The sequence below is a fragment of the Corynebacterium sp. TAE3-ERU16 genome (assembly GCF_019209935.1).
GTDB classification, from domain to species: domain Bacteria; phylum Actinomycetota; class Actinomycetes; order Mycobacteriales; family Mycobacteriaceae; genus Corynebacterium; species Corynebacterium antarcticum.
Genome location: NZ_JAHUTN010000004.1, coordinates 93932 through 117950 on the forward strand (window position 1 = coordinate 93932; position 24019 = coordinate 117950).

Annotated in this window: 19 protein-coding genes and 1 tRNA gene; 16 read left to right on the plus strand and 4 right to left on the minus strand. The window is 66.4% G+C overall.

All coding sequences use genetic code 11. From position 1 onward, the window contains the following. Window positions 1-60: 60 nt before the first annotated feature. From KRX55_RS05540 to KRX55_RS05570, 7 genes are all read left to right on the plus strand, one after another. Complete coding sequence (locus KRX55_RS05540; RefSeq protein WP_218406788.1) at window positions 61-972, plus strand: UTP--glucose-1-phosphate uridylyltransferase; 912 nt, start codon at window positions 61-63, stop codon at window positions 970-972. Window positions 973-1116: 144 nt separating this feature from the next. Continuing rightward, window positions 1117-2406 (plus strand): molybdotransferase-like divisome protein Glp, encoded by a 1290-nt coding sequence (glp, locus tag KRX55_RS05545; RefSeq protein ID WP_218406789.1) that lies wholly within the window; start codon window positions 1117-1119, stop codon window positions 2404-2406. Between the two features lie 27 nt (window positions 2407-2433). Continuing rightward, on the plus strand, window positions 2434-3138 hold the full coding sequence (locus KRX55_RS05550; protein ID WP_218406790.1) for a GNAT family N-acetyltransferase: 705 nt from the start codon (window positions 2434-2436) through the stop codon (window positions 3136-3138). Window positions 3139-3275: 137 nt separating this feature from the next. Further along, complete coding sequence (sepX, locus tag KRX55_RS05555; RefSeq protein WP_218406791.1) at window positions 3276-4610, plus strand: divisome protein SepX/GlpR; 1335 nt, start codon at window positions 3276-3278, stop codon at window positions 4608-4610. 168 nt (window positions 4611-4778) lie between these two features. Further along, window positions 4779-4851: transfer RNA gene (locus tag KRX55_RS05560), tRNA-Ala, on the plus strand. Between the two features lie 661 nt (window positions 4852-5512). Further along, a complete protein-coding gene (locus KRX55_RS05565) occupies window positions 5513-6136 on the plus strand; it encodes a TetR/AcrR family transcriptional regulator (protein ID WP_218406792.1) in 624 nt (207 codons plus the stop codon). Next, window positions 6133-6489 (plus strand): DoxX family protein, encoded by a 357-nt coding sequence (locus tag KRX55_RS05570; RefSeq protein WP_198737566.1) that lies wholly within the window; start codon window positions 6133-6135, stop codon window positions 6487-6489. Before KRX55_RS05565 ends, KRX55_RS05570 begins: the two co-directional genes overlap by 4 nt. A 360-nt stretch (window positions 6490-6849) precedes the next feature. Here the strand turns inward: KRX55_RS05570 and KRX55_RS05575 are convergent, their stop codons facing one another. Further along, entirely contained in the window at window positions 6850-7683 is an 834-nt protein-coding gene (locus KRX55_RS05575) for a mechanosensitive ion channel family protein (RefSeq protein WP_218406793.1), read from the minus strand. Window positions 7684-8130: 447 nt separating this feature from the next. Between KRX55_RS05575 and galE the strand changes: the two genes are divergently transcribed. From galE to KRX55_RS05595, 4 genes are all read left to right on the plus strand, one after another. Next, window positions 8131-9138, plus strand: coding sequence for a UDP-glucose 4-epimerase GalE (galE, locus tag KRX55_RS05580; protein WP_218406794.1), 1008 nt, complete (start codon window positions 8131-8133; stop codon window positions 9136-9138). Window positions 9139-9192: 54 nt separating this feature from the next. Further along, window positions 9193-9597: a DoxX family protein gene (locus KRX55_RS05585; RefSeq protein ID WP_218406795.1), complete on the plus strand. Its 405-nt coding sequence runs from the start codon at window positions 9193-9195 to the stop codon at window positions 9595-9597. After that, window positions 9594-10286: a zf-HC2 domain-containing protein gene (locus tag KRX55_RS05590; protein WP_200259674.1), complete on the plus strand. Its 693-nt coding sequence runs from the start codon at window positions 9594-9596 to the stop codon at window positions 10284-10286. Before KRX55_RS05585 ends, KRX55_RS05590 begins: the two co-directional genes overlap by 4 nt. Window positions 10287-10401: 115 nt before the next feature. Next, the gene (locus KRX55_RS05595) at window positions 10402-11646 is read left to right on the plus strand and encodes an alpha-amylase family protein (RefSeq protein WP_218406796.1); all 1245 of its coding nucleotides are present in this window, start codon (window positions 10402-10404) and stop codon (window positions 11644-11646) included. 53 nt (window positions 11647-11699) lie between these two features. Here KRX55_RS05595 and KRX55_RS05600 read toward each other — a convergent pair whose 3' ends face one another. After that, window positions 11700-13322, minus strand: coding sequence for a dolichyl-phosphate-mannose--protein mannosyltransferase (locus KRX55_RS05600; RefSeq protein WP_370625760.1), 1623 nt, complete (start codon window positions 13320-13322; stop codon window positions 11700-11702). 98 nt (window positions 13323-13420) lie between these two features. On the opposite strand from KRX55_RS05600, the gene rsmI reads away from it, so the two are divergent. The 5 genes from rsmI to KRX55_RS05625 all read left to right on the plus strand — a co-directional run bounded on the left by rsmI (window position 13421) and on the right by KRX55_RS05625 (window position 21574). Next, the gene (gene rsmI / locus KRX55_RS05605; protein ID WP_218406797.1) at window positions 13421-14269 is read left to right on the plus strand and encodes a 16S rRNA (cytidine(1402)-2'-O)-methyltransferase; all 849 of its coding nucleotides are present in this window, start codon (window positions 13421-13423) and stop codon (window positions 14267-14269) included. A gap of 157 nt (window positions 14270-14426) precedes the next feature. After that, complete coding sequence (locus KRX55_RS05610; protein WP_200259683.1) at window positions 14427-16259, plus strand: BCCT family transporter; 1833 nt, start codon at window positions 14427-14429, stop codon at window positions 16257-16259. A gap of 114 nt (window positions 16260-16373) precedes the next feature. Continuing rightward, window positions 16374-18203, plus strand: coding sequence for a methionine--tRNA ligase (gene metG / locus KRX55_RS05615; protein ID WP_218406798.1), 1830 nt, complete (start codon window positions 16374-16376; stop codon window positions 18201-18203). A 216-nt stretch (window positions 18204-18419) separates the two neighbouring features. Then, complete coding sequence (locus KRX55_RS05620) at window positions 18420-20699, plus strand: outer membrane protein assembly factor BamB family protein (protein ID WP_218406799.1); 2280 nt, start codon at window positions 18420-18422, stop codon at window positions 20697-20699. A gap of 74 nt (window positions 20700-20773) precedes the next feature. Continuing rightward, the gene (locus KRX55_RS05625; RefSeq protein ID WP_200259692.1) at window positions 20774-21574 is read left to right on the plus strand and encodes an HAD-IIA family hydrolase; all 801 of its coding nucleotides are present in this window, start codon (window positions 20774-20776) and stop codon (window positions 21572-21574) included. 20 nt (window positions 21575-21594) lie between these two features. Here KRX55_RS05625 and KRX55_RS05630 read toward each other — a convergent pair whose 3' ends face one another. Continuing rightward, window positions 21595-22236, minus strand: a complete 642-nt coding sequence (locus KRX55_RS05630) for a TetR/AcrR family transcriptional regulator (RefSeq protein WP_218406800.1) — start codon at window positions 22234-22236, stop codon at window positions 21595-21597. A 14-nt stretch (window positions 22237-22250) separates the two neighbouring features. Then, window positions 22251-24014 (minus strand): ABC transporter ATP-binding protein, encoded by a 1764-nt coding sequence (locus KRX55_RS05635; RefSeq protein ID WP_218406801.1) that lies wholly within the window; start codon window positions 24012-24014, stop codon window positions 22251-22253. Between the last annotated feature and the right edge of the window lie 5 nt (window positions 24015-24019).

Sequence of the window (24019 nt, forward strand, 5' to 3'; positions counted from 1 at the left end):
TAATCACCCACTCGGGTATCCGTTGTCCGTTTCGTTATACGGGGCCGGTAGGCTCAAAGTATGAGCAAGCCGATGAAGATGCACAAGCATGCGGTGAAGACGGTTGTTGTCCCCGCAGCGGGGTTGGGCACCCGTTTTCTGCCCGCGACGAAGACTGTCCCGAAGGAACTGCTACCGGTCGTCGACACGCCCGGGATCGAACTGATCGCCGAGGAGGCGGCCGACCTGGGGGCCTCCCGGCTCGCGGTGATCACCGCCCCGAAAAAACAGGGCGTTCTCGCGCATTTTCAGGAACACCCCGAACTTGAACGCACCCTTGAGGAACGGGGTAAGAACGAACAGCTCGACAAGGTGCGGCGCGCCCCCTCACTGATCCGCGCGGTGCCGGTCGAGCAGGACAAACCCCTCGGACTCGGACACGCGGTCGGGCTCGCGGAGAACGTGCTGGATGACGATGAGGACGTCGTCGCCGTCATGCTCCCCGACGATCTCGTCCTCCCCACCGGGGTGATGGAACGGATGGCCGAGGTCCGTGCCGAACTCGGCGGCAGCGTGCTCTGCGCCTTCGAGGTCGAACCCGACCAGGTCAGCAACTACGGCGTGTTCGACATCGAGGAAATCGACACCGATGCGAGTGACGTGAAGCGTGTCCTCGGCATGGTCGAGAAACCTGCTCAGGAGGACGCCCCCTCGACCTTCGTCGCCACCGGACGCTACCTGCTCGACAGGGCGATCTTCGATGCGCTGCGCCGGATCGAACCAGGCAAGGGTGGGGAGCTTCAGCTCACCGACGCGATCGAGCTCCTGATCACCGAGGGACATCCCGTGCACATCGTCATCCACGAGGGACGCCGCCATGATCTCGGGAACCCCGGAGGGTACATCCGGGCGTGCGTCGACTACGGAATCCACCACCCCGAGTACGGGCCCTCGTTGCGCAGATGGGTCGGCGAACTCCTCGAATCCGACTAGACGCTGTGGGGCGGCGGTACGGATGAGTCGCGACACCCGGATTCTCCCCCGGCGATAGCGCCCCAGAGCAGCTTCACCGCACTACAATGACGGCGGAACGATGCGGTGATCAGGTCCGTGTCCGTCGGGAAGGAGACGAAGCGAGTGCGTTCCGTCGAACAGCAACTGTCCCTCGTGACCCGTGCCGCGGTCACCCCGGAACCGGTTCGCATCGCCATCTCCGAAGCGCTCGGCCTCATGTGCGCCGAGGAGGTCCAGGCGACACGCCCGCTCCCCGGATTCACCCAGGCCGCGATCGACGGGTACGCCGTCCGTGCCGTTGACGTCGGAGGAGAACGTGGAATCGGCTCCCCGGAGCTCGCTTCCGCGAAGGACAATCAGGACGGGGAACCCAAGGGGGCCGCAAAATCGCTTCCCGTCGTCGGTGAAGTTCCCGCGGGCTCGCAGCAGCCACTCCGGCTGCAGCCGCGACAGGCCGTGCGCGTGCACACCGGAGCACCTCTGCCCACCCTCGCCGACGCGGTTCTCCCGCTCGCCTGGTCCGACCGCGGGCACAAGAGAATGACCGCCGAACGCCCCGTACGCTCGGGTGAGTTCGTGCGCAAGGTCGGGGACGACATCCGTGAGGGTGACGTGGCGGTGTCACCGGGCAGCGTGCTCGGTCCCGCGCAGATCGGGCTGCTCGCCGCCGTCGGTCACCCGAAGGTCCTCGTCTATCCCCGTCCCCGGATGTCCGTGATCTCCGCGGGCGCCGAACTCGTCGACATCGACCGGGAGCCGGGCCGGGGACAGGTCTACGACGTCAACTCCTACGCGCTCGCCGCCGCGGGCAGGGAAGCCGGCGCGGATGTCCACCGGGTCGGTATCGCGGCCGGGGAACCCCGGAGGCTGCGCGAGATCATCGAGGGACAGATGCTGCGCAGCGAGATCATCGTCATCTCGGGAGCGGTCGGCGGCGCCGGCTCGGAGACCATCCGGAGGGTGCTCTCGGAGATCGGTGACATAGACACCACCCGCGTCGCCATGCACCCCGGATCCGTGCAGGGGTTCGGTCTTCTCGGAGATGAGGGCATCCCGGTGTTCCTCCTGCCCTCGAACCCGGTGTCCGCCCTCGTCATCTTCGAGACATTCATCCGCCCGGTCGTGCGCCTGTCGCTCGGCAAGCGCAACGCCACCCGCCGGGCCGTCAAGGCCCGGGCACTCAACCGCATCACCTCGAGGGAGGGACGCCGCGGACTCATTCGGGCCCGGCTCATGCGTGACGCCGAGACACGCGACTACCTCGTCGAGGGACTCGGTGGTGCAGGCGGCGCGCCCGCCCACCTGCTCGCCGGGATGGGGGCGGCGAACGCGATGATCCGGATCCCGGAGGAGGTCACCGCGATCCGCCCCGGAGACGTCGTCGATGTCCTCTTCCTCTCCCAGAGTCAGTGACAGGACCGGCAGGGGACGTGGACGCGCGTGATTGATCCCTTCGGGTGTGCGGTCGGACAGTCGGAGAAACGGGCGAGCCGAGACCCGCACCCCGAGCACCCGGGCTGGCCCGAAGTGACCGACCGGGTCGTTCTCCCCGACGGAACCCTGGTCCGCCTCCGCCCCCTGCTGCGGCGTGACGCCGGATCCTGGTGCGCCATGCGGACCGAGGACGTCGAGATCCTCCGCCCTGTGGAGCCCACCGTCGCAGGAACATGGGAACGCGCCCACGACCGCTCCGCCTGGTGGCGACTTCTCCTTACCCTCCGAACGATGGCGAACACGGGGGTGCTGGTCCCCATGGCCATCGAATGCGACGGGCGTTTCGCCGGGCAGCTCACCCTCGGCAACATCCAGCACGGTGTCGTGTCCGACTGCTGGATCGGCTACTGGGTGTCCAGTCGCTACACCGGGCGCGGTGTGGCGACGGCCGCTGTCGCACTCGGTACGGACCACGCCTTCGACAGGGTCGGTGTGCATCGGGTCACCGCGACCTACCTGCCCGCCAACCCGGCATCGGGAAGGGTCCTCGCGCTCAACGGGTTCCGTGAGGAGGGCTACCTGGTGCGGTGCCTCCACATCGACGGTGACTGGAGGGACCACCATCTCGTGGCACTGACCGAGGGGGAGTTCCTCGATTCCTGCGTCGACCGGTTGATACGCGGCGGCAGAATCCTCCGGAAGGCGGTCTGACGCAGGCTGTCCCGACCCCGTGAACACCCGGCGTGCCTACCGGGAAGCTCCGTCGAACACGGTTAGTGTTGGGTGGAAGTGGCAGTTCACCCTGCCCGTCATTCTGTTGCAATCAAGTGGAAGGTGGGCGGACGCTCATGTTCGGGACATTCGTGATCGGCCTGATGATCGTGGTCTGGCTGTTTGTGCTCCTTCCACTCGTGCTGCGCAACCGGCGACCCATCCGGCACGCGGGTGAAGGGTTCGACGACACCCGCATCGTCTTCTCCGGGGACGATGCCACGCAGGCACCCCGTCGTAGGCCGCGGCTCGGGCACACCGGCATCCACGGCCCGGCGGAATCATCGACGGATCCGGTCAATCCCGGGGACCCGGTCACCGGTGAGTACGAACTCCTCGATGATCCGGAGATCGTCGCCGGACGGGGGCGCACGGACGACGCCGAACCGGCGGACCATGACGCCGGTGAGCACGCTGAAACCGAAACCTCCGGGGACGGAGGCGCGACGCACGTCACCGGGATCGGTGGCTTCTTCTCCGCCCTGTTCGGTCGGAGATCGGCGGTCGACGACGGTGACGGTCCGGGTACGGAGGACGGAGACAGGAGTTCCGGCACCGCCACCGCCAGCGAACGCCGCAGGGCGGCGGCAGCGGAGATCCGCAGCCGGATGCGCGCCCGGACACGCCCGACCGAACAGGACGCCATCGAGATCCTCGAAGGTGAGGTCGTCACGGAGCTGCCCGCCCTGGCCGCGCACCCCGAGACGGTCGACACCGTGGTCGTCCCCGCGGTCGACCTCGACGATGACGACGAAGATGCCTTCCACCACGACGACGCCTACACCGACCCCGCCGACCTCCTGCACCCGGCTGGTGACTACCGGCCCGCCGACGACACCGGTGAGGCCTACGACTACGGGGATGAGCCGCATACCGCGGATACCGCTGTCGCCGAGATCGAGGAGGCCGAACCGGAACTCACCGAAGAGGACATCGCGTTCGCCGCGAGCCGCCGTGGTCGTGGCGGATTCGATCCGGAGACCCACGACGCCTACGCCGCCGCCCGGTTCCGACGGCGCCAACGCACCCTGGTCATCCTCGCCGTGCTCCTGTTGGCGGGCCTCGGGATAGGTTTCCTGTTCGGCGGACTGTACTGGCTGGTGCCAGCCGCCGTGGGGCTGCTGCTCGGCATGTACCTCTACGCGCTGCGCACCCAGGTCATGGCCGAACAGGAACTCCGTGCCCGCCGAATCCGTCAGATCCGCCGCGCACGTCTCGGCGTACGTAATGCAGCCGACGCCGAACTCGGGCTTCCCGCACGCCTGCGGCGCCCCGGTGCGGTCGTCCTGGAGATCGACGACGAGAGCCCGGATTTCCACGAGCTCGAACTCCACGAGGGCTGCGCGGGGGCCGGGACCGATGAGGACACCGTGATCGACATATCGACCTATCACCCGCGCCGGGCGGGTTGACCGGGCGACCGGTACCACCGGTTTCGGGCGGGTGACGGGCACTGATCCGGGAGGACAGAGTTCAAATTGTGTCGCCGGGCCTGTGGGCGTAACATGTCCACCAGCACCGAGTGGTCCGGTCAACGCCGGATCCCGGTACCCGGGTGTCTCCCTAGGGAAACACCGTGAGGGGCTATAGCGCAGTTGGTAGCGCGCCTCGTTCGCATCGAGGAGGTCAGGGGTTCGATTCCCCTTAGCTCCACGTCGAGGGGAAGTGTCGAACTCTTTGGGGTTCTCACTTCCCCTTTTCCGTGTTTTCCGGGGCGATCGTGCCTCCGTGGTCGAGGTACCGTTAGGCGACGGTGATGGTGTGGTCACCGATGAAGATCTTGTCCGTGGAGTATTCAGGGGGCTCCCGCGTTTCAGCGGTGCCCACCGTGGTGTGGGCGTATTTCTCCCAGACGCTACCGGTGCAGACCCCGCTTTCGGAGAGTGTGGCTTCTGCGTTATTGAGTTGGATTGCTTCGTTCTGGTTCCTTTTTGTCGTTCGAGTCCTTTTCATGGCTTGTCGGTGGAGTCACTGAATATGCCAGGGCCTACTGCTTCAATGAAGTCACCGCGTGGAGACCCAACGACTTTCCTGCGAGCTTCCAGGCTTTTCGGAATCTTCCGAGCGGCCCCGTGTGTCTGCTGGTAGAGATTTGTCGTGTCCACAGCTGGGGAGGAGGGCATCTCGGTGTCGGGAACCGGATCGTCAAACGTCGCCATTCCCACTGGTTTCGCTATGTGACGGAGGTGCACCCGAGAGGGAGATGCGTTCGGGCATGCGGTGGACATGTCGGGCATCGCCTCCGGGTTGACTCTCTGTGCGGGTGTACCGCCAACGTCTCTTGAAGAGCTCAGTCCCCTGAAGTAATCTGAACATGTTCAGTGAACAGGTTCAGGAGGTGGAGATGAACGGCATCCGGGCTGAGGCGCGTCAGGCGACGCGCCGTGCCGTGCTGGAGGCGGCAGGCAAGTTGTTCGACGAGCGTGGATTCCTTGAGACGACCGTGAGGGATATCGCGCGGAAAGCGGGTGTGAGTGTCGGGACCGTGATGGCGGCCGGGGACAAGGAAACCCTGCTGGTGGAGTTCTTCGACGGCCTTATCGCGGAGCGTCAGCAGTACGCCGATGCTCTCGCCCCGGGTGTCGGAACCCGGTGCGACGAAGAGGCGGTGGCAGTGGTTGAGCCGTTCGTGTCGCTCTTCGATGAGCGTCGTGACCTCGCGCAGGCGTACGCCTCGATTCTGGTCGGTGGGAGACATTCCTCCGTGGTCTTCACCGACCTCGCGCGGCGGCTGATCGCTGTGTTCGAGCATCTGGTGGAAGCCTGCGGTTGCCCGAGGTCCGTCGACGCACGCGGGTGTGCCGACGCGTTCCACGCGGCGTACATCGGGAGCTTGTTCATGTGGTCGGCCACGCCGGAGAGGTCCGTGTCGGAATTCACGGCTCAGTTGCGGGACGTCTTCGCGGCGATCTGCCCGCATGAGGGAGGTCACCCGTGATTCTGCTTCCGTCGTGGTGGGTGCCACCAGCTCTCCTGGCCGCCGTCCTTCTCCTGGACGTGGCGCTGTCGATCCGGCCGCTCGGCTTCATCCGCATGTGTCTCCACGGTGTCCGGTTCCCCGAGGAGTGGTGGTGGATCCTGCTCGTTGTCAAGGTGCTTGCGGCAGGGGGGCTCATCGCGGGCATCTGGGTCCCCGGAATCGCCTTTGCAGCCAACAGCGGGGTCATCGCCTACTTCCTGTGCGCATCAGCAGCCCACATCCGGGCGAAAGCAACCGGAGCCGCTTTCCGGGTCAATTGCCTGGGGATGCTGGCATTGTCGTGCGTGACCCTCGTGTCGAGCTTCCTCTGAGGTCTGAACTGGCGATGCTTCAGACCTGACCGCAGAGGGATGGGCCGCATCGGTGAATGTACGCCGATAACGTTTCTTCATCCGCGGCATCCACGACTGCACGATTGATGTCGTGCAGTCCACCTGCGTAACCAACGCAGAAGCAGGCAACACATGATCCCCACGAGCATGGAGTCGGACATGTGCCCCTGACCCCACCGCAAGAGACCGCCGGCACCCGGATCTCCTGCTGTCGACGGGATCTGTCCGTCCCGGGAGAACAATGCTCCGGATGTTCCTACGACAACCCCTATCGCGGGGTTCCGGGGTGGCGGAGCCCTGCGGTACCCGCGTTTAGCGCGTGGTGCAGATCCAGGGTTGCTAGGCCTGTTCTTCCGGTCCTTCGTTCTCCGCATTCGGGCTCTCCGTGAGTTGGACGGCCAACGGAGGTGTCCCGATGGTGATTCCGTTCTCGGCGAAGGAACCCAGGACGTGCTCGATCACCGCGTCCTGAGCTTCCTTGGTGTCGAGCTGGCGGGCGCTGGTCCAGAACCTCAGGTCCAGCTGTATCGTCCCGGTTCCGACCTGTGAGAACAGTGCCTGTGCCGGGGGATCGGAGAGCACGCTGGGCAGCTCGCGGATGGCGTTCAGCGCCACCTCGCGGGCTGCGGTGGGATCGCTGCCGATGGTGAGGTCGAAGACGACGGTGGAGCGGACGTACTCGAAGCCCGTCTGCACGGTGACGATCTCGGAGTGCAGCGCGGAGTTCGGGATGAGCACCAGTCGACCGTCGAAGGTGCGGATCGCGGTGTGGGAAAGCTGCATCTCCACCACTGTTCCCGCGTGATCCTTCAGCGATATCTGGTCGCCGACACGGAACCGGTCCCGGGCGAGGATGACCATTCCGGCGAACATGTTGCCCAGCACCGTCTGGAAGGCGATACCGATCGCCAGGGAGAACAGTCCGATCCCGCCGAGGATGTCGACGGGTTTGACGCTGGGGAAGACGATGGTCAGGGCCGCGCCGAGGGAGATGACGATCACGGCCGCCTGGACCAGGCCCGCGAACACCCGGCGGGAGGAGTCGCTGCGGCCCCGCCAGTACAGGAACCGGGAGGTCGCCCAGTTCATCAGCCGGGAGAGGACATAGCCGCACACGGCCACGGTGAGTCCGAGCAGTACCGCTTGCCAGGTGATCGGCGGTAGTTCGAGCATCTGTCGGCGATTCCTTCGCGTCGTCGGCCGGGCAGGGGCGGAGATGTTCCCGGTGATGCCAGGGTAACGGGGCTCCGTGCGCCCCGCCAGACAACGGCGATGGGGATCCGCGCGGGTCGTGACGACGGCGGGAGGACCGCGGGGTCCGCCGGCCCGGACGGTCGGCGGTGACCGCAATCCGTGACGGGAGCCCGGGTGGAGGTGGCGCTCCGGGGGAGGGGATGATGCCCCGGCCGGCACGGCGTGCGACGGAGATGCTGCTGCACACGAGCTGAATCACGTGGATGTCCGTGAATCCTCCTGTTTCCCGGCGGTGTCCCGCCTGATGTACGCCCGGCAGTGATAGGTTCAGTGGAAACGAGACCATTCCGTTACCCGCCGACAGAGGTCGGTGGCCACGACCTCGATCCCGGTCGCGCGACAGACGAACCCAGGCAAGGAACCCACATGGACATTCTCATCACCGGCGGCGCAGGCTTCATCGGATCGACGGTCGGCTCCGCGTTGATGGAGCTCGGCCACAACGTCATCGTGCTCGACAACTTCTCCACCGGTCGGCGGGAGTTCGTCACCGACCGCACCGTGTACGAGGGCGACATCGCGGATCGGTCCGTGGTGGACCGGGTCTTCACCGAGCACCCGGACATCGCCGTGACGATCCACTGTGCTGCGTCGATCGTCGTCCCCGAGTCCGTCGCGGAGCCGATCATGTACTACCGCAACAACGTCGAGGGAACGCTCGAGCTCGTCGACGCGCTGCTCGCCAACGGCTGCCGGCGGATCATCTTCTCCTCGTCGGCGTCCATATACGCGGTCCGGGAGGACTTCGCGGTGGACGAGGACTGTGACATCTCACCGACCAGCCCCTACGCACGCACCAAGGCCCACGTCGAGGGCATGCTGCGGGACATCGCCCACGGCACCGACCTGAAGGTTCTGTCCCTGCGCTACTTCAACCCGATCGGCTCCGACCCGAAGATGCGCACCGGTCTGCAGCTCGAATTCCCCTCGCACGCCATGGGCAAGATGATCGAGGCGAAGAACGCGGGAAAGCCGTTCACCGTGACCGGTGTCGACTGGCCCACCCGGGACGGATCCGGAATCCGTGACTACATCCACGTCTGGGACCTCGCCCAGGCGCACTGCCGGGCCGTGGAGCGTTTCGACGACGTGGTCCCGGGTACCGACGCCGAGAGCTCCTACCGGGTGATCAACCTGGGCACCGGTGACGGGACCACGGTGTTCGAGCTCGCCGACGCCTTCTCCCGGGTCTCCGGTGAGAAGCTCGAGGTCGTCACCGGGCCGCCGCGCCCGGGCGACGTCGCGGGTGCCTTCACCCGGTCCAACCGGGCGAAGGACGAACTGGGCTGGGTCGCGGAGCACTCCATCGACGAGGGCATCGCCGACACCCTGAGGTGGTTCGAGGTCCGCGGGAACATCCTCGAGGAGTTCTAGGAATTCCGGACCATGGGAGCAGAGCGCGTGGGTACCACCGGGTAGTCTGTCGATATGGATAAACCGGTTGTCAGGGACGGCATGCTGCTGGTGTTTCGCGCCATCCTCGGGCTGGTGTTCGTGGCCCACGGATGGGACAAGCTCTTCTTCACCGGCATCACCGAGACCACGGGACAGTTCAGTGCGGCGGGTGTGCCGCAGCCGAAGCTGTCGGCGTGGATCGCCGCGCTCGCCGAGCTCGTGGGCGGGGGAATGCTCGTCGTCGGGCTCCTGGCGACGTTCGTCGCCGCGGGTCTCGCGCTCCTGATGGCCTGCGCCTTCTACTTCGTCCACCTCGGCTCGACCGTGTTCGTCGCGGACGGGGGGTTCGAGTACGTCGTGGTACTCATCGCCGCTCTGCTGATGGTCGTGGTGTTCGGTCCCGGTCGCGCGAGCATCGACGGGGTCCTGGGCAGATGATGGACTGCGCCGGGATCCAGCGGGCGTTGTCGGCCCGGCTGGACGGGGAACCCGCGGGTATCGCCGACGACGTCGTCGACGCCCATGTCGCCGCATGCGTGGAGTGTCGGGCTTTCCTCGACTCCGCCGCCGCGTTGAACCGCCAGCTGAAGTTGTCCACCGCCTCCGGTTCGGGGCCGATGGTCGCCCCGGATCTGTCCGAGACCATTCTCGCGGGCATCGAGCCGGAGGCCCGGCGCCGGGCCGCGGCCCGGGCGTTCGGGCTGGCCCTGTCCCGCGTGGTTCTGGTCGGGATCGGGCTCGCCTACGTCATCTGGGCGATCGTGCTCCTCGGGGACTCGGCCGCCGTGGTGGCGCCACCGGTCGATCCCGGTGTGGACACCTCCGTCACCGCCGGACTGTTCGTCGACGCCGCGGCCGTGCGGCTCGCGCTCGCGTTCGGCCTGTTCTTCGCCGCGTGGCGCCCGCAGAATGTCGCGGGCATGGTCCCGGTCTACGGTGCGCTGTGGGCGTTCAGCTTCGGTTTCGCCACCCGGGACGTGGTGCTGGGCTATGCGAGTGCCTCCGATGTCTTCGGGCTCGTTCTGCTGCTTCTCTCGACCCTGGTTCTCCTGTGGACCTGGTTGTCCGGTTTCGGTCTGGTGGCCATGGGCCGGGCCTGGCGGGCGGCGACCGCCCGTCCCGACTGAGGGCTCCCGTGGGCTGTGTGCATACGGGGCCTCCGTGGCAGACTGGGGCCGGGTCCGATAGACGTCCTCGGATCCCGTCTACCTGAACTCGATTCCCCAGGAGCTAAAACACGTCATGAGTTTCGTCGATCACGCCATCACCTGGCACGTCTATCCCCTGGGATTCACCGCGGCTCCGGTGCGCCCGTCCGGCCCCGGGGAGCGTGAGCTCACACACCGGCTGCCCGCCCTGATCGACTGGCTGGATTACGCGGTCGGACTCGGATTCAACGTGATCCAGCTGGGTCCTGTGTTCGAATCGACGTCCCACGGCTACGACACCCTGGATTTCCTGCGCATCGATCCACGGCTGGGCGATGACGGCGATTTCGATGAGCTGATCGACGCCGCGACGGACCGCGGGGTCGGCGTGCTCCTGGACGGGGTGTTCAACCACGTCAGCAGTGAGCACCCGCTGGTGCAGAGGGCTTTGTCGGAGGGCCCGGACGGCGAGTACGCGGGAATGTTCCGGATCTCCTTCGACGGGGAAACCGCGTCCGCCGAAACCTTCGAGGGACACGACGGGCTCGTCGAGTTCAACCACGGGGATCCCCGCGTCGCGGACCTTGTCACGGACGTGATGCTCCACTGGCTCCGGCGGGGCATCGCCGGGTGGCGTCTGGATGCCGTCTACGCGGTTCCCGCGGAGTTCTGGTCCTCCGTCCTGCCTCGGGTGCGGGAGGAGTTCCCGGAGGCGTTCATCTACGGGGAGATGATCCACGGAGACTACGCGGACTACGTGCGGAGGTCAGGCGTCGATTCGATCACGGCCTACGAACTGTGGAAGGCGACGTGGAGTTCACTCAACGACGGGAACTTCTTCGAACTCGAGTGGAGCCTCCGGCGGCACAACGACATGCTGGGGACCTTCACGCCCTACACGTTCGTCGGCAACCACGACGTCACCCGGATCGCCACGAAGGTCGGCCCGGACAAGGCGGCTGTCGCAGCCGCCGTCCTCTTCACCGTCGGTGGCACCCCCGCCGTCTACTACGGCGACGAGTTCGGGATGGAGGGGGAGAAGTACGAGCGGATCGGCGGTGACGACGAGGTCCGTCCGGCGTTCCCGGTCTCGCCCGACGAACTGGGGGGGACCGGTGACCGGCTGCGCCGGCTGCACCACGATCTGATCAGTGTCCGCCGCAACCATCCCTGGCTCGTCCGGGCACGCGTGGAGACGGTCGATCTGTCGAACACGGCCTACACCTACGACTGCGTCGGCGAGGGGGGCGAACGGCTCCGGGTGGAACTCTCACTGGAACCGTCCCCGGCCGTACGGATCAGCCGCGACGGCGAGGAGATCTACGGCTTCGGCCGGTGACGGACGTTTCCGCCCCGCACACCGTGAGTGGGGCGCGGGGCGGAAACCGGGTGTCACTTCCAGCTGCGGAGCCACATCAACGACTCGAAGTGTGCGTCGGTGATCCGGAAGCCGTAGAGGATGGGCAGGAAGTAGAAGAACAGGGTCACCGCGAGCGCCAGGTAGCAGATCACACCCAGGCCACCGGTGGTGAGGCTCCGGGGTACCGGGAGCCCGGGGAACCTCGCCCGGACGGAGGTCCCCGTCCGGGCGATCTGGGCGAGCGTCATCCCGAGCAGGATGACCGTGAAGGGCACCATGGCGGTCGCGTAGAAGAAGTACATCTGCCGGTCGTAGGCGACGAGCCACGGAAGCCAACCCGCCGTGAAACCGGTGACCGGAACCGCGAACCGGAGGTCGCGGCGGATGATCAGGCACCACAGACCCCACAGGACGACGGGGACCGTCAGCCACCAGACGGCGGGATTGCCGAAGAGCAGGATCATCCGTCGGCAGGTGTCGTCACCGCAGCTGAGACCGGTCTGCGAGTAGTACAGGATCGGCCGGGTGGCGGCCAGCCACGACCAGGGTTTGGAGTCCCACGGATGGCTGTGGCCGCTGGAACTGGTCAGCGAGGCGTGGAAATCGAGGACCCGGTGGTGGTAGTACAGCCATCCCGCCAGGGCGTCGGGGAGTTTGGTCAGCGGGGAGTCCGGTGAGATGTCGCCGTTGACCGCCGAGTGCCGGTACACCCCCGTCTCCGAGGCGAACCACGCCCGCCAGCTCCAGGCGTAGACGAGAACAGGGACGATGACGGTCGAGGCGAACGCCGGTACCGCGTCGCGGACGAGCATCCCCGTCAGGGGGCGGGCGATGCGGTAGTGGTGGCGGAGCCAGATGTCCAGGCAGACCGTCAGGACACCGAAGAAGGCCATGTAGTAGAGGCCCGACCACTTGATGGAGAGAGCCATTCCGAGCAGGATCCCGCACCCGAACCGCCACCATCTGAACCCGGCCCGGGGGCCGAACGCTGAGGACACCGACCGGAGTGTCCCGTCCTCCCACGCCCGGTGATAGTTTTCCCAGACCTGTGCGAAGTCCCGTGCGAGGCAGTATGCCGCGGCGATGACGAAGAACGCCTGGAAGATGTCGAGCATGCCGAACCTGGAGGAAACGAGGAGCACCCCCTCGACAACGGCGAGGATCCCGGCCGCTGCGGTCGCGACGGGGGACCCGGTGAGGCGGCGGGTCAGGGCCATCACGAGGACGACCGTCGCGACGCCGAACACGGCCGTGCTCAACCTCCATCCCAGGGGGGTGTACCCGAACAGCATCTCCCCGTAGGCGAGGAGCTGTTTCGCCAGTGGCGGATGCACCACGAGCCCGTATCCCGGGTTCGCCTCGATGCCACCGGTGACCGGATTGCCTGCTGAACGGACCATGTCCCATGCCTGCGGGACGTAGTGCTTCTCATCGAAGACCGGTGTGCCGTCACCGGTGGCCGAGGTGAGTCTGAAGAAGCGTGTGATCAGGGCGAGCAGGCCGATGACCAGGAACGTGGTGGTGTCGGTGCGGGTCCACGGGTAGTGCATCGGGCCGGTGGGGGGAGGGAGCTGGAAGCGGTGCCCGGACCTCCGTGCCGGGGGCGTCACGGCACGGGATTCGGCGGAGGGGAGGGTGTCTGCTGCATCGGTCACCCGAATGAGTCTATTGGTTGTGCTGCGGGTGCGACAGTGCAGGTGGTCCAATTCGGTGTCCGCGGTGCACCGGGCGGGGTATGTGGGAGACTTGTCGCATGCATTCCGAACCCCGTCAGCTGCCGACAGGTGTGATCGTCGCCGCCACCCCGCTGGGGAACATCGCCGATGCGTCGCCACGTCTCGCCACGGCCCTCGAGTACGCCGATGTCATCGCCGCGGAGGACACGCGGAGGTGCTCCGCGCTCGCCTCCGCGCTGGGGGTACGGCCGCAGGGGCGGATCATCTCCAATTTCGACCACAATGAGGTCGGGCGTGTCCGGCAGCTCCTCGATGTCGCCCGGACGGGGACCGTGGTGGTGGTCAGTGACGCCGGAATGCCCGGTGTCTCTGACCCGGGATTTCCGCTCGTTGAGGCGGCACACGACGCAGGTGTTCCCGTGACCTGTTTCCCCGGACCGTCCGCCGTGCCCACGGCACTCGCTCTGTCGGGTCTGCCCGTCGGGCGGTTCTGTTTCGACGGGTTCGCGCCCCGGAAGCACGGGGCCAGGGTGTCCTGGCTGGAGGAGCTGGCGACAGAACGCCGGGCGGTGTGCTTCTTCGAGTCCCCGCACCGGCTGGCGCAGACCCTCGCGGATGCCGCCGCGGTGCTCGGTCCCCGGCGTCGGGCCGCGGTCTGCAGGGAACTCACCAAGACCTATGAAGAAGTGAAGAGGGGCACTCTGGAGGAGCTCGCCCGCTGGGCGGACGGGGGTGTCCGGGGTGAGATCTCGGTGGTCATAGAGGGGGCGCGACCCGCCGTCAAGGATGTCTCGGAACTCGTGGAGGAGGCGGCTGCCAGAGCGGCCGCCGGAGAGCGTCTGAAGACCGTGTGCGCGGAACTCGCCGCAGCGCACGGGGTCTCCAAGAAACAGATTTACGACGCCGTCGTGACACTTCGTGACTGAACTGTTGCCGATCTGTTACGTAAAAGGTCCGGCGGACACTCTGGTCAGGGGATATGGAGGGAACGCAGAGCTGCGATTAACCCCGTATTTTCCTTAAGCGGGTGATAAAAAACGCTGGTCATTTGATTAATCATGCGTTTGGCACCATGTTGGAAACATGACCAACTCTGACCCGAATGAACAAGACGCGCACCACACCCATCAGCGCGGACCGAAGGACGGTCTGACTGAACCCGAGCCCCGCTCAGCGACGCAGACCCTGGCGTCGATGCTGGAAGCGCCGGATCGGCTCCACCACATCGACGACACCGAGGACATCGTCTCGGAGGCCGACGCCGAGTTCCACCGGCTCTGCTGGCCGGTGATCATACCGGCGATGGCGATCGTCATCGCCGTCGTCGTCTGGGGGCTGGTCAGCCCTCTGACCTTCTCCGACTTCGCCTCCGACACCCTCGCGGTCGTCGTGAACAACTTCGGTTGGGCCTTCGCCCTGTTCGGTACGGTGTTCGTCGCGTTCATCGTGATCCTCGCGGCCACCAAGTTCGGCCACATCAAACTGGGTCGGGACAACGAGGCCCCCGAGTTCTCGACGGTGAGCTGGATCGCGATGATGTTCGCCGCAGGCATGGGCATCGGTCTGATGTTCTACGGAACCTCCGAGCCGCTCGGCCACTATCGTGCCGGGGTCCCCGGTCATGAGGAGCAGGAGGTCGGCACCGCATTCGCCACGACCCTGTTCCACTGGACCCTCCACCCGTGGTCCGTCTACGCCATCGTCGGTCTGGGTATCGCCTACTCCACGTTCCGCGTCGGCCGTAAGCAGCTGCTCAGCTCCGCCTTCACCCCGCTGATCGGGGTCAAGGGTGCGGAGGGCGTGCTCGGCAAGATCATCGACATCCTCGCCATCATCGCCACGGTCTTCGGTACCGCGGCATCGCTGGGAATCGGTGCCGTCCAGATCTCCGCAGGTCTGGACAAGACCGGTCTGATCCCGGACGCCTCCGACAACACCATCCTGATGATCGTGCTCGTCCTGACCCTCGCCTTCGTCATCTCCGCGATGTCCGGCGTCGGTAAGGGCATCCAGTACATCTCCAACGTGAACATGATCCTGGCCGGTCTCCTCGCCGTGTTCGTGTTCATCCTCGGGCCGACGGTCCACATCCTCAACATGATCCCGACCGCCGCAGGCAACTACCTCCTCGAGTTCTTCGAGATGGCCGCCCGGACCGCGGACTCCGCCAACGGCACCGCCGGCGACTGGCTCGCGGGCTGGACCATCTTCTACTGGGCGTGGTGGATCTCGTGGAGCCCCTTCGTCGGCATGTTCCTCGCCCGGATCTCCCGCGGCCGCACGATCCGTGAGTTCGTCATCGGCGTCATCGCCGTGCCGACCGCCGTCTCCGTCGTCTGGTTCTGCATCTTCGGCGGCACCGCGATCCACCTCGAGCAGATCGATGAGTCCATCTACGGTGACGGTGACGCCAAGCGTCAGCTGTTCGACCTCCTCTACACCCTGCCCGGTGGTTCCATCGCCGCATTCCTCGCGATGCTGCTGCTGGCCACCTTCTTCATCACCTCGGCGGACTCCGCGTCCACGGTGATGGGCTCGATGAGCCAGAACGGCCGGCTGGAGGCCAACCGCTTCGTCACCGCCGGTTGGGGAATCGGTACCGCCGCAATCGGGCTGACCCTCCTGATGAGTGGTGGCGAGGACGTGCTCAGCAACCTGCAGAACGTGACCATCATCGTCGCCAGCCCCTTCCTCCTCGTGATCTTCCTGCTGATGTTCGCGATCGTGAAGGATCTGCGCAACGACCAGCTCTACCTGGATCACAAGGCGCAGCGCGAGTTCGCCATGAACCTCGCCCGCGAGGCCCGCATCCACGCGGAGCACCAGAAGCGGGAGGCGAAGAAGGCGGCCAAGGCGGCGAAATCGCCGAAGGTCAAGGCCTCCTCCAGGTCCGCGAAGAAGGAAACCGGCAGGTAACTGTTTTCCACGCATCGCCGAAACCCCGCCCACGGTTCATCCGGAGGCGGGGTTTCATCGTGCTCCGGGCCCCGGGGGCGGCACCCGGGGAACCGATAAATTAGGCTGGTGCACATGACGAAGTCTGTGCTCACTGCTGTTGCCTGGCCCTACGCCAACGGTCCCCGCCACATCGGACACGTGGCGGGGTTCGGTGTCCCCTCCGACGTGTTCGCCCGTTTCCAGCGAATGTCGGGGTCGGATGTGCTCATGATCTCCGGCACCGACGAGCACGGCACCCCGCTGCTCGTGCAGGCGGAGAAGGAGGGCGTGGGCGTCCAGGAGCTCGCCGACAGGTACAACCGCCAGATCGTCGAGGATCTCGCCGGACTCGGCCTCTCCTACGACCTGTTCACCCGGACCACGACCCGGAACCACTACGCCGTCGTCCAGGAGCTCTTCCGGGGGCTCCACGACAACGGCTACATGGTCGCGGAGACCACCATGGGGGCCATCAGCCCGTCGACGGGCCGCACCCTGCCCGACCGGTACATCGAGGGAACCTGCCCGCTCTGCGGGGCCGCGGGGGCCCGTGGGGACCAGTGTGACGCCTGCGGCAACCAGCTCGACCCGGCCGATCTCATCGATCCGGTCAGCAAGATCAACGGGGAGACCCCCGAATTCGTCGAGACCGAGCACTTCCTGCTCGATCTCCCCGCCCTCGCCGGGGCGCTCGAGGAATGGCTGAAGGGGCGCACCGACTGGCGCCCCAACGTCCTGAAGTTCTCGCTCAACCTGCTGGGGGATCTGCGTCCGCGGGCGATGACCCGGGACATCGACTGGGGCGTGCCGGTCCCGATCGACGGCTGGTCCGGGAACGGTGCGAAGAAACTGTACGTCTGGTTCGACGCCGTCGTCGGCTACCTCTCCTCGTCCATCGAGTGGGCTTGGCGCACCGGGCAGCCGGAGGCGTGGCGGAAGTTCTGGACCGACCCGGAGGCCCTGTCCTACTACTTCATGGGCAAGGACAACATCACGTTCCACTCCCAGATCTGGCCGGGAGAGCTCCTGGGATACCGTGGCCTGGGCGCCAGGGGAGGACAGCAGGGCGAGTTCGGTGCCCTCCAGCTCCCCACCGAGGTCGTGTCCTCCGAGTACCTCACCATGTCGGGCTCCAAGTTCTCGTCGTCCAAGGGCGTGGTCATCTACGTCAAGGACTTCCTGAAGGAGTTCGGCCCGGACCCGCTGCGCTACTTCATCGCCGTCGCCGGCCCGGAGAACACCGACACCGACTTCACGTGGGACGAGTTCGTCCGCCGGGTGAACAACGAACTTGCCAACGGCTGGGGCAACCTGGTCAACCGGACGGTGTCGATGGCGCACAAGAATTTCGGGGAGGTTCCGGCACCGGGTGAGCTCACCGATGCGGATCGCCGGATCCTCGACCTCGCCGCCGAGGCGTTCGACGTCGTCGGTGGGGCACTCAGCCAGTCCAAGTTCAAGGCCGGTATCACCCACGCGATGCACGTCGTCGGCGAGGCGAACGCCTACATCGCAGAGCAGGAGCCCTGGAAGTTGGCGAAGGATGAGTCGCAGCGCGAGCGCCTGGCCACAGTGCTGCACACCGCCCTGCAGGTGGTCAGCGACTGCAACACCCTGCTCACGCCGTATCTCCCGCACACCGCGCAGAAGGTGCACGAGACCCTCGGTCGCGACGGCGTCTGGGCCGCGATGCCCGAGATCCACGAGGTGACCGACGACATGCCGGTCGAGCCGGTCGGTGTCGGCATCCCGGAGAAGGGACGCAGCTATCCCGTCATCATGGGCGACTACGCCAACCAGCAGGCCCGCTGGGAGCGCATCGGCGTCATTCCGGGGACCACCCTCGCGAAGCCGAAACCGCTCATCGCGAAGCTCGACCCGGAACTCGGGGAAACCGGCCCCGAGTGGGCACCGGTGCAGTGAGGGGCTGAATCGACGCAGCCCATCCCCTTTTCACGGTCACCCGTTGCATCGGCTCCGGTAACCTCGGGAAAGAACGATATTTCGTGCACGTAGCCCAGGGTCTCCGGGGTCCGCTGAGGGCTCGCTCTCGGCGACGGCCGATGATCCCGGGAGCTGACAGCAGTGATTCACCCTCATGGTGCAGGCCGATCCGACACCGACACGAAGCCATGGAGGATGATTCTCGGGGCTGTAGTTGCGGTGTTTCTTCTCGGCATCGCCGCCTGCGGAGCCCCGGGGATACCCGGGGGCACGGTGGCCGAGTCCGGCCGGGACATTTCCGGGACGGACGCGCACGCCGTCAGCTCCCCGTACCTGTCACGGATCACGTTTCCGATGACCCCCGTCGGCGCCTGGCACGCACCCGCCCTGTCCGGGCGATCCGCCGGAGCCCCCGGCTCGAACCCCCTCATCAGGGCTCCGCTCTACGTCGACCGGGGCGTGGCGGTGCTCGACTCCGACGGTGACGGTGTCGTGGCGTACGACACCGGTACCGGCGACGAGGTGTGGCGGGACGATGAACTGCGGTGTTTCCCGGATTTCGCGCACTCCGGACAGCTCGTGTGCCGTTCCGGTGACGGGGAACTCCACCTGATTGACGCAGCCACCGGTGCCAGCCGCAGAATCGCGGGGAATCCGGAGGCGGCGGGCGTCATGCGGTTGCTGGTGGGCGGATTCGTCCACCGGGGCGCGGTGTACCTCCACGGATATCCAGGTGAGGGGGACGGCTACCTGCTGGCCAGGAGGGACATCGACGGCTCCGGGTGGTCGACCGGGACGATCGCCGCATCCCAGACGTGCCCGATCCTCGGTGACCCGGTGCCCTCCGCGACATTCAACGGTTCGATCGGGCTGGACACCGGCAGCGCGGGAGCCTTCGTGTTCGATCCGGACACCCTCGGGATCCTCACCACGGGCGCGAACTTCTCGGCTGTCCCCGGTCCGGACGGGCCGTTGTTCGCCCGGCCCTGCACCACACCCGCCTCCGGCGCGAGTGGAGGTCCCGCCGGCCCGGGAACACTGACCGCCCTGAACGGTGAGGTCGTCGGCGACTACGGGTCCGTGATTCTGCCGTCGTGGCAGGTGAGCGCAACGCCGCGGGACGTCGCCGTCGCCGACGGTGATCTCGTGGACCTGGCGACCGGGAGTGTCACCGCCGGTGTGTTTCCGTGGGCACCGGATTCCTCCCCGGGCCTGTCCGGTCTGGTCGTGGTGGGGGACACCGCCGTGTTCACCGCGCCAGATGCACGTGCCGGGGTCGACCTGGTGACCGGCGAGGTCCTCTGGAACGGACCTGTTGAGGATCCCGGGAAACCGGTGGGGACCGACGGGCGGCTCCTGTTCTTCACCACCGGTCAGGCCATCGACCTCGCGACAGGTGAGGTGGCGTGGACGCTACCCGTCACCGGTACCGGTGGCGGGGTCGGTATCGCACCGGACGGCCTCATCGTGAGTGATCGGGCCGGCGTGAACTTCTACCGCGCGACGGGAGATCCCGTCACGTCGCTCCCCGGACAGGGGAACATCGCGGTCACCGGGGCGGGGAATGCCGACGGGGCAGAGTTGTCGGCGACCTCCCCCGGACCACCGGCGGACGTGTCCACCGGTGGACGCGGGGTCCTCACCGACTGTGGCCGGGTCCCGGAGCTGAAGGCCGAGGCCCTGTCGCTCGACGGGGGAATCCTCACCGCCGACATGTTCGTGAAACCCACCTGCCCCGAAGGTGATGTCCTCGCAGGACGCGGTTTCACGATCCGGTTGCTGACGGAAGGCGGAACCACGGTCGCCAGTGGTGTGTTCGATCTCTCCGCGTCCCCGGTCGGGATCCCGGCTTCAGGACGCAGCGTCCGGTTCGTGTTCCCCGAGGGCAGCTACTGGATCGCCCCGGGCAGCCTCGCCGGTGACCGGGCCGCGGCCACCGGCGAGGTGTCCGGTACCGTGCGACTGTCGGGTGCGACCCTCATCGTCGAATGTGAACGTGGTGACGGGGGAGCAGAACGAAAGACGCGACCGGTGGAAGTCGATCTCAGCGGGTCCACGGAAGCCGGGGTCGCGCGGGACAACGGGCTCGGAGCCGAGGAGGTCGTAGAAACGGCCTGTGAGGCACTCGAGGAGATCCGTCGACGTGACCGGCCGATCATCGAAGCCGAGCTCGCGGGCCTGTGGCAGCCACAGCTGGCGTCGATGCGGCCGGGAACCGGGGGACACGACTGTGATTCGATTCTCCGCGCCCACCTGGAGTTCCGGGACCCGTACCCGACCTCACGTCTGGTGTGGAGCGGTGACTGGCGGAACTACGACCGCAAGGACTGGTGGGTCACCCTGTCTGGCGTCGGTTTCCCCACCGCGGAAGGTGCCCTGCAGTGGTGTCGGGACCAGGGCTTCGGACACGACGACTGCTATGCCCGTCTGGTGTCCAATGACGTGGGACCGGAGGGAACCGCCCGGTACCTGTAGCGGGTTGGTGGCGGTGCTGCCGGTGCGGGAGGATCGACCGACCGGTCCGGTCCCGATGGACTACCGTGGGCAGCATGCGTACGCGATCAGATGTATCCAGTTGGCTCACCGACATGGACGGTGTCCTCGTCCACGAGGAGAAGGCCCTTCCCGGTGCCCGGGACCTCATCGAGACCTGGAAGAAGGACGAGACGCCCTTCCTGGTCCTCACGAACAACTCCATCTACACCCCGCGGGACCTCGCGGCCCGTCTCCAGGACTCCGGGCTCGACGTCCCGGAGGACCGTATCTGGACCTCCGCGCTGGCGACCGCGACGTTCCTGAAGGAACAGGCCGCCGGGGGGACCGCCTACGTCATCGGCGAGGCCGGCATCATCACCGCACTTCATGAGGCGGGTTTCGTCCTCACTGACCGGGATCCCGACTTCGTCGTCGTGGGGGAGACGCGCAACTACTCCTTCGAGGCGATCACGACGGCGATCCGGTTGATCGACGAGGGTGCGCGGTTCATCGCGACCAACCCGGATCCCACCGGGCCCAGCTCAGAGGGGATCATCCCCGCCACCGGTGCGATCACCGCGCTGATCACCAAGGCCACCAGGAAGGAACCGTATGTGGTCGGCAAACCCAACCCGATGATGTTCCGCTCCGCGCTCAACAAGATCGGCGCCCACAGCGAGAACACCGGAATGATCGGTGACCGGATGGACACCGATATCGTCGCAGGTATGGAAGCCGGGCTCTACACCATCCTCGTGCTCTCGGGCATCTCATCGAAGGACTCGGTCCGGGAGTTCCCGTTCCAGGCCAACGAGATGCTCGACGGCGTGAATCAGCTGCTGAAACCCGCGAAAGAGTCGTCGAAGAAGAAGTAGTCCGGTTCACAGCTGCGCGGTCATCCGTGCAGCTGCAGCTCCATTCCCCGGATCACGAACTCGGTCTTGCGCTGCAGCCAGTTGTAGTCCCACAGATCCTCCCTGATGGGGAAGTGCTGCCTGTCCTCGCTGCGGACGGACCCGAGACGCTGCCTGGCCAGCTCGAATCCGTCACCGTCGCGCAGGGACTGCGTGACCATGCTGGCGACCAGGGCATTGTCCCCCAACAGGTCCACGATGAAGTGCATGTCGTCGTCTCCGCCGGGGAAGCCGCCACGGAGCAGGCCCTCGGTGAGGTCGTCCAGGTAGTCCTGGATGGCGAAGTGTGAACCGGGGAACGTCAGCAGGGAATGGGCGATACCCGGGTACGTCCCGCACATCTCCCACACCGCGACCGTGTACTCGCGGAGCTGGTCCTGCCAGCTGTGCCCCGGATCCGGCAGGCTGAGCTCGCCGGTGGCGCGGAGGAAGCAGTGCATCAGGAGATCGTCCCGGGAGCTGATCACACGGTAGAGACTGGGGGCGGCGACCCCCAGTCTCTTGGCCACGCCGGTGAGGGTGAAGCGGTCGATTCCCTGTGCGATCGCGGCATCCACCGCTTCATCGAGCGTGAATACCGGTTTGGGGCCGGTCTTGCGACGTGGGGCCTGGCGATGTTCCATGGATCACAATATTATCAGGAATGTGTCAGGCGCCACCCCGCGGCGGCTTCGCGACGATCGCAGAACCGTCGGTAGGGCCCCTGCTCGGTGATGAGCTCGTCGTGCGTACCCTTCTGTACGATGCGCCCGTCCTCATCCAGGACGATGATCTGTTCGGCGGCCCTGACCGTGTCCAGTTTGTGGGCGATCGCGATCACGGTCGAGTGCCGCGCGAGTTCCGCGACGGAAGCCACGATGTTGGCCTCGTTCTCCGCGTCGAGGGCCGCGGTCGCCTCATCGAGAAGCACGATCGGCGCCTTCTTCAGCAGCGCCCGGGCGACGGACACCCGCTGACGCTCACCACCCGACAGGGAACGGCCACCTTCGCCGACCCTGGTGTCCCACCCGAGGCGCTCGGCGATGATGTCCACACCGGCTAGCCGGGCCGCTTCCCGGACCTCCTCATCGGTGGCGTCGGGACGTCCGATCCGGACGTTCGCCTCGAGTGTGTCGTCGAACAGGTAGACATCCTGGAACACCATCGAGACCTGCTCCATCAGCTGCTCGGTCGACTGGTCCCGGACATCGGCCCCGCCCACACGCACGGATCCGGAATCGGCGTCGTAGAAGCGGCAGATCAGTCTCGCGATCGTGGTCTTCCCGGAGCCGGAGGGGCCGACTAGTGCGGTCAGGGTTCCGGGGCCCGCGGTGAAGGAGACACCCTCCAGGACGGGCGAACCGGGCTCATATCCGAAGGTGACGTCGTCGAGGACGACCTCTCCCGGTTCCGTCACACCGGCCGGGTTCTCCGGGGCCTCGTACACGGGGGTGTCCAGGATCTGCCGCATCTCCTTCATCGGTGTCCGGACGACGCTGATTCCGGCGTAGCCCTCGCCGAGTGCCTGCAGGTTCTGTGTGAAGCGGAGGACCATGCCGATGAACGCGATGGTCTCGATCGGTCCCAGTGCGCCGTTCGTCGCCAGGATCGCCGCGGTGGTGATCAGTGCGACGGACACCAGCTGGATGAGCAGACCGTTGATTCCCAGGACCACCGCGGAGATGAAGAAGTCGCGGAGCCGTTCGGAGTCGTTGCGTTCACCCGCCTCGACCAGCGGGGTGAAATCATCCGTGAGACCCGCCGCACGAAGCTCGGGTTGGCACACCGCGAACTCGACCAGGCGGTCGGCGAGAACCGCGTCGGTGGCGCTCACCCGTTCATCGCTGCGGATCTTGACCGCCCGGAGTCCGGCCAGGGAGATGAAGATGAACGGCGTGGCGACGGTCATCGTCAGACCGATGCGCCAGTCCCACAGCCAGCAGCCGATGAGGATCACGAACACCGACACCGCCTGTGAGATGACCATCTGCAGCATGTGGGCGAGGATCTGGCAGATGAGGACGAAGCTGGTGGAGACCAGTCTGGACAATCCGCCGGTGGACAGCGAGCTGAACCATCCCAGTGGCAGTGTCGCCAGGTGGTCGCCGAGTGCATGGTGGGTGTGTCGCATGTAGTCGGTGGTGGCCGTGAATCCGGTCACCGCCTGGGTGTAGCGGAAATAGAAGGTGATCACGGCGAGGACGGCGAGGATGATCAGCCAACCGGTGAAGGATATTCCGAGGGCGTCGGACCCGGTGGCGAGTGTGCTCGCCGCGGGCAGGAGCGCGAGGAGGGAGATCCCCTCGAGTGCACCATTGGCGACGTTCGCGAACAGGTGCTTGTTGAGCTGGCGGATGCCGGTGTCGCTCATCTGGCGGCGCAGGATCCCGAGCTGCAGCGGATCGATTCCGTGTGTGGACATGACGG